This window comes from Belnapia sp. AC561 (assembly GCF_979252845.1).
This window is the reverse complement of sequence record NZ_CEEDBP010000443.1, coordinates 1-241: the sequence shown is the minus strand read 5'-3', so window position 1 is coordinate 241 and position 241 is coordinate 1. Positions and strand designations below refer to the sequence as shown.

1 protein-coding gene is annotated in these 241 nt (G+C 72.6%); it reads left to right on the top strand.

The window, feature by feature from the left end:
• On the top strand, positions 1 to 241 hold a 241-nt coding region (locus tag AC0IW9_RS31785), incomplete at both ends, for a hypothetical protein (RefSeq protein WP_471652265.1).

Genomic DNA, 241 nt, shown 5'->3' with positions numbered 1-241 from the left:
CACGAGGGTGCCAGCCGGGGGCATCGCAACCCGGTCGAGGACCTGACCCGGACCGCCTATGACATCCGGCGCGTCGGCTATCACGCGGATCCCTACTTCCACCCGGCGCTGGATGCCGACAGCAACATCCCGCGCCTGCGGGTGGCCGGCGAGCTCGGCAATGCCGCGGCCCTGGTGCGCGAGCTGCGCAGCCACAGCGCCGGGATGGCGAGCCCGCTGCCGCTCGACCTCGCCAACGATG